The organism is Leucobacter soli (assembly GCF_042659205.1).
GTDB lineage: Bacteria > Actinomycetota > Actinomycetes > Actinomycetales > Microbacteriaceae > Leucobacter > Leucobacter soli.
The window spans coordinates 1-2,854 of record NZ_JBHSRW010000268.1; the positions used below are offsets into that span (position 1 = coordinate 1).

The 2,854-nt window shown below is 71.2% G+C and carries 2 protein-coding genes; both read left to right on the plus strand.

The window, feature by feature from the left end; translation table 11 throughout:
• The first annotated feature begins 96 nt into the window (after nucleotides 1–96).
• Nucleotides 97–1,470 carry a winged helix DNA-binding domain-containing protein gene (locus ACFPZL_RS11930; RefSeq protein ID WP_236022149.1) on the plus strand — a complete coding sequence of 458 codons (1,374 nt, stop codon included), beginning with the start codon at nucleotides 97–99 and terminating at the stop codon, nucleotides 1,468–1,470.
• Nucleotides 1,471–1,731: 261 nt separating this feature from the next.
• Nucleotides 1,732–2,854, plus strand: a 1,123-nt coding sequence (locus ACFPZL_RS11935; protein ID WP_382335566.1) for a cation:proton antiporter, incomplete at its 3' end; no start/stop codon positions are given.

Genomic DNA, 2,854 nt, shown 5'->3' on the forward strand with positions numbered 1-2,854 from the left:
ATCATTGCAAAGGCACGAAGCCAGTCAGTGGCTGAGTCAGACCCGAACGAGGTACTTATCAGTATCAACGTCAGTGGCGGCGCGTAGACTCGGCCCATGGCAAGCAGGGGCGCGAGCACGCAGGATCTGATCGATTGGCGGATGCGCGCGCTCGGCCTCTGGCCCACGCCCGCGAGCGAGCAGAGTGAGCCGGGCCGACCGAGTGATCCGGGCGGAGCGAGCAATACGAGCGGAGTCGATGGAGCGACCGGACCCGGCGGACCGCGCGGTTCCGCGCAGGATCGGCTGCGCGCGGTCGCCGAGCGTCTCCTGGCGCTGCAGGGCCAGGACTGGAACGCGTCGCGCTGGGCGCTCGGCGTTCGGGCGACGGGCACGGTCGATGCGGACGTGCTCGCCGCGTTCGACTCGGGTGCGCTCGTGCGCTCGTGGCCGATGCGCGGCACGATCCACGTGCTCGCCGCCGAGGATCTCGGCTGGATGCAGGCCGCGACCAACCACCGCACCCTGCCGGGCGCGCCGAAGCGTCGGGCGTTCATCGGCCTCGACGACGCCTCGCTCGCGCGGATGGTCGACATCGCCGTCGAGAGGCTCACCGGCGGTCGCTCGCTCAGCCGCGACGAGCTCGGCCAGGCCTGGACGGAGGCCGGCATCGGCACCTCGGAGCAGGGGGTCGGACCGTGGCGCTACCACGTCGTCTGGTGGCTGTGCCAGAACGGGATCACCGTGCCGGGCCCCGTGAACGGCACACCGGGCGAGCGCGCCGCCGCCAGCGGTGACGCTCACGCTGACGCTTACGCTTACGCTTACGCTGACGCTGACGACCCCGCCGGCACCGGCCGGGAGCGCGCACCGGAACCACGGCTGGTCCTCGCCGAGGAGTGGATCACGAATCCGCGCAAACTGGAGGGCGAGGAGGCGCTCGCGGAGCTCGCCGCCCGCTTCGCACGCGGCCGCGGCCCGGTACAGGCGAAGGATCTCGCCTGGTGGACGGGGCTGACCCTGCGCGAGGTGCGGCGCGGCATCGCCGCGGCGATCGACGACGGGCGACTCGTCGAGGTGGAGATCGAGGGGGTCGCCCACATCGCCGATCCGGCACTGCTCGACGGCGCTGTGGGAGGCGCGATAGCAGGTGCAGCGACGGATGATGCGGCTACCCGGGGCGCAGCGCCCGCCGACGCGCTGCTGCTGCCGTCCTTCGACGAGCACCTGCTCGGCTACACGGAGCGGGGCGCAGTGCTCGATCCGGCGCATTTCGAGCGGATCGTTCCCGGCCGCAACGGCATGTTCCGCGCGACCGTCGTCGAAGGCGGGCGCGTCGTCGGCGTGTGGACGAAGAAGCCGCTCGCGAAGCGCACACGTCTCGTGATCGAGCCGTTCCCCGGAGCCGAAGTCGATCTCGCGCGGCTGCAGGCACCGGCCGAGTCCTGGGGCGCGTTCCAGGGCGTCGACGTCGAACTCGTGCGGGCCTGAACCGCGGCTCCCCCTCCTGCGAATTACCGGCCCCACCGACGCGGGCGTCGGCCCCGCGACCCCGTAGACCAGCGGCGCCGCGATCCGACTCGAGCCTCGAGTCCTGTGCCCGGTCGTGCGACCACTCGCCCACCGCCGCCAACGTCCGCCCCGGCTCGCACGAGCTCCAGCCCGCACGAGCCCCGACCCGCACGAGCCCCCCACCCACGCGAGCCCGGGCCCAAGCGAGTCCGGGCTCACGCGCAGCGATACTCTGGTGCCATGCACATCGAAGAGCTCTCGCTGATCGCGGTCGCGGCGCTCGTCGTAGTCGTCGCGGTTTCACTCCTCGCCGGTCGCATCGGCATCGCTTCGCCGCTGATCCTCGTCGTACTCGGCATCGGCATCGGCTACCTGCCCGGGATCCCGCTCGTCCGGGTCGACCCGGAGATCATCCTCGTGGCGGTGCTGCCCCCGCTGCTCTATTCGGCGGCGGTGAACGTCCCTGTGCTCGATCTGCGGCGGAATCTCGGACCGATCGCCGGGCTCTCCGTCGTGCTCGTCATCGTCTCGGCGGTGGTGATCGGATTCATCCTGCACTGGCTGGTGCCCGCGCTCCCCCTCGCCGCCGCCATCGCGCTCGGCGCGGTCGTCTCACCGACGGATGCGGTGGCCGCCACCTCGATAGGCAAACGGCTCGGCCTGCCTCCGCGGCTCGTGACGATCCTCGAGGGCGAGAGCCTCGTCAACGACGCGACCTCGCTCGTGCTCCTGCGGACCGCCCTCGCGGCCATCGCCGGGAGCTTCGTCTTCTGGGAGGCGGTCGGCACCTTCGCGTTCGCCGTGCTCGTGGCCGTGCTCGTCGGGCTGCTGGCCGGCATCGTGACGGTCTGGGTGCGTTCCAAGCTCACCAACCCCGTCTACGACACGGTGATCTCGTTCGCCGTACCGTTCATCGCGTTCGTCCCGACGGAGTACCTGGGCGCATCGGGCGTGCTCGCGGTGGTCGTGACCGGCCTCTACTCCGGCCATCACGCCGCACGGAAGTTCAGTGCCACCGCGCGGGTGAACGAGCGGCTGAACTGGCGCACCGCGCAGTTCGTGCTCGAGAACGGCGTGTTCCTGATGATGGGCCTCGAACTGCACGCGCTTGTCGAGGACGTGGGGCGCAGCGACCTGAGTCTCGTCCGGACCGCGGTCGCCGCGCTGATCGTCGTCGCGATCCTGATCCTGCTGCGCATGGGATTCATGGTGCCGATGATCTGGTCGCTGCGCCGATCCCTGCCCCGCCACGAGGCGCGGGCCGCCGGCATGCAGCGACTCGCCGAGCGGGTGGACGCGATCCCCGAGTCCGAGCTTCCGGAAGCCGGCAGCCGCTCCTGGCTGCGCCTGCGCCGCGTGCGAC